This window comes from Streptomyces sp. NPDC033229, assembly GCF_055576875.1.
The window spans coordinates 1-3,410 of sequence record NZ_JBVIQR010000152.1; the positions used below are offsets into that span (position 1 = coordinate 1).

Sequence of the window (3,410 nt, forward strand, 5' to 3'; positions counted from 1 at the left end):
CCCGCCGGCGTCGTACCGGTGAACTTCGACCCGCCCGTAGCGGTGAGCACCAGCTTCGCCGCACTCTTCGGCGTACCCGACAGCTTCCCGTAATCAACCGAGAACGGAACCACCGCCCCCGGCACCACCGCACGCCCCTCATCCTTCGGCTTCGCCGTCCAGTCCACTGGGTTCGCCTGCACTGTCACACTACCGGCCGCAGACGGGTCCCCCGTCCCCTCACCTGTCATCTTCGCCGACGTGGGGAACGACGTCTCGGTCTGTACCAACGGCGCCTTCATCTTGAACTCGACGAATCCCCGGCCGCGGGTCGTGTCCAGCAAGGCGGCGCGGGCGCCAGACGCTGATCCGTACCGACTCCGCCGGCGACACCCACGCCATCCGACCAGGTTAAAAGTATGGGTTAAGCGGGAGGCTAAATTGTGCTAGTGTCCGGGGTGGAGGTAGGGGCATATGGCATCTGAGGAAGAGTTGTTCGCGTCCGTCGACGCTCTACTGGAGGAGGAGCCGCAGCTCCCGCCCCCGGCGGAGCGTGCCCGCCTGCGTGAGGCCGCCGGTATCACGCAGGCTCGCCTCGCGCAGGCGTTGAAGTCGACGACCCAGACGGTGAAGAACTGGGAGAACGGTCGCTCCGAGCCGAAGTCGCCGCGTCTGGAGGCGTACCAGCGGCTGCTGTCCGGCTGGGCGGCGAAGTACCCCGCGCACGGCGTCGACGCCACGGCCGCGTCCGTCCCGGCGCCTGCGCCGCAGCGCGCTCCGGTGCCGGAGTCGTTCACCGGTCCGGCTGCCGTTCCCGAGCCGGAGGCGACGTCCGCACCCGAGGCCCCCGCCGTCCAGGTCGCGCCGGAGCGCCCGGCCGCACGTCCCGCCGCGTCGTCGCGCCGCCCGGCTGCGAAGAAGATGTCCAAGCCCGCCGTCGACCCGCGCTTCCCGCACGGTCCGCTCGCCGTGCTGGACGGCGACGGTTCCGCGTACGGCGTCGACGGGATCGTGCTCGACTGCCCGGCGACCACGGTGGTGGAGCTGGTGGAGTGGACCCTGCGCGAGTCCGGCCTCGGCGCGCCGAAACTGAACCGCTATGGCAAGGACAGCGACCCGCTGATCGTGCTCACCGCGGCCGCCGCCGTGAAGCTCGGACTGCCGGAGCACCTGGAGGGCCACGAGCAGCGCCGCTCCCTGCGCCTCCCCGAAGACCACCCGGTGGTCAAGCAGGTGGCGAAGGCGAAGTGGCAGCTCACGCAGCGAGGATTCGGCCCGTGGGCGCGGATCTACCGCAAGGCCCAGGGCCGCGAGCGGCAGTGCGTGCAGCTCGCGATCCTTTCCTGGGACGCCCTCGATGAACGGTCCTGGCCCGGCGTGGCGGAGATGGAGCCGGCCGACATCGCCCGCGTCCTCGGCGTCTACGCGACCCGGGTCATCACCCCGCGCGGCTCCACGGCCGTCTCCGGGCTGGAGCTGATGACCGCGCTGCGCCCGCCGACGAAGGCGGTGCAGGACCCCGAGACCGGGAACTGGGTGTCCGGCTACAACCCCGGCTCGCTGGGGACGGAGCCGATGGACCCGGCGCCGCCGGAGGCGACTCCTGAGCACCCCGTCGTCGTGAACAGCGGCTGGACGGGAGGCTTCCTGAACGAGGAGGCGTACCAGTGGGTGCGGCCGGTGGACCTGCTCACCGATGAGGAGTGCCTGCTGCCCTTCGCCATCGGCCTGGACCTCAACACGGCCTTTCTCGCGGCCGCGGCCCGCCTGGTCGTCGGCCTGTCCGGACCGGACCACTTCCACGCCCCGAAGTTCAATCCGAAGATCCCCGGCTCCTGGCTGGTCGACCTCAGTCACATCGAGCTGGACCCGCGCCTGCCCAGCCCGTTCACGCCGGACGGCACCCGCCCGACGGGCCCGGCCTGGTACCAGACGCACACCGTCGCCTACGCCCAGGAGCTCGGCCACGACGTCCACCCGATCGAGGCGTACCTGCGGCGGGAAACGGGCGCGTACCTGGACCCGTGGCACGACCGGCTCAAGACGGCGTACGTCGACACCCTCGCCGACCTCGGCGTCACCAAGGACCTGGACGACCGGCAGTTCCTCGCCGCGATGGAGCAGCACAAGCAGGTCGCCCCGGCCCTGGCCGCCGTCCTCTCCGCCATCAAGGCGACCGTCAAGGGCGGCGTCGGCAAGCTCCGCGAGCGCCCGCAGGGCCGCAAGTACAAGGACGGGGAGCGGTGGCCGGCCCTGGAGCGCCCGACCTGGCGCCCCGACATCCGCGCTGCCGTCATCAGCAAGGCCCGGGTCAACATGCACCGCAAGCTCAACAACATGGTGAAGATGACCGGCCTGTACCCGCTGGCGGTGCTGTCCGACTGCGTCGTCTACCCCTCGCCGGGCGACAGCCCGCTGAGCTTCCTGCCGTACGCCGCCTCCGGTAAGCCCCAGCCCGGCGGGTTCCGCCTTGGGCCGACGCCTGGTCTGGCGAAGGTGGAGGGAGTCCAGGAACTTTCGTGGGCGGTCGACCTGATGGAGAAGAATCTGAACCCGGCCCGCCACATCAAGGGCGGCGACGCCGTCCTGGACGAAGGGGAGTAACCGGTGGGGGAGATCGAGGACGCGATCGAGCGTGCCGACCGGGAGACGTTCACCCGGGAGCCGCCCAAGACCCTCCAGGGCCGCATCAACTTCCTGATGAAGCAGCTCAAGACAACCAAGGCCGTCGCCCAGGAAATCGGAGTCAGCCAGCGGTCGGTGGAGCGCTACCGCAAGGGCGAGCGCAAGCACCCGCCGAAGGACATCGCCGCGAAGATCGACGCGGCTGTACGGTCCCGCTGGCAGCCGCAGGTGCGCAAGCGCCGGCGGAAGCAAGCCGCCGCCGCGACCGGGATCACGGTGGAGACGAGGGCCCGGTTCGGCTACACCGCGCCGGTCGGCACGACCGACGACGGACGGTTCCGGCGACTCACCGTGCACCTCCCCCCGGCGTACGCGCAGCGCCTGTTCGACGCCCGCGACGCCGGAGCCAGCGACCGGGAAATGCGCGGGATCATCGCCGAAGGATTTAAGGACGTCTATTTCCAGGACGGCGGAGGCCGCGCTATGGGACTCTCGGACGTGGTAATCAATGACATTGATTACCTGGATCTGGATTACTAATCAGGAGCGAAAAGTATGACCACGGATTTTCCTGTGAGTGAGCGTCCTAGTTGACAAGTCAAGCCTCAGCTCCCCATGCGGAGTGCTGTGGCACGCTTTTAGCATGCTGGCATGCGTCCTACCCTCTGGCTCATGCCTTGGATGACGCTTGCCAGCGCCATAGTCGGCGCCTTACTGAGGCTGAACTCGTGTTGTCATAGGTGCTGACAGGTCTTGATCCTTGCGGTACGTCGACAGGTATGCGGTACGCACAGGGTGGTGGATTC

At 69.0% G+C, this 3,410-nt stretch carries 3 protein-coding genes; 2 read left to right on the forward strand and 1 reads right to left on the reverse strand.

Annotation, left to right across the window (positions count from 1 at the left end; translation table 11 throughout):
- Positions 1 to 323: hypothetical protein (locus tag ACZ53N_RS36860; RefSeq protein WP_469145069.1), on the reverse strand; the 323-nt coding region annotated here is incomplete at its 3' end.
- Positions 324 to 453: 130 nt separating this feature from the next.
- Between ACZ53N_RS36860 and tap the strand changes: the two genes are divergently transcribed.
- Entirely contained in the window at positions 454 to 2,583 is a 2,130-nt protein-coding gene (gene tap, locus ACZ53N_RS36865; protein WP_469145070.1) for a telomere-associated protein Tap, read from the forward strand.
- Between the two features lie 3 nt (positions 2,584 to 2,586).
- Entirely contained in the window at positions 2,587 to 3,144 is a 558-nt protein-coding gene (gene tpg / locus ACZ53N_RS36870; protein ID WP_469145071.1) for a telomere-protecting terminal protein Tpg, read from the forward strand.
- The last annotated feature ends 266 nt before the right edge of the window (positions 3,145 to 3,410 follow it).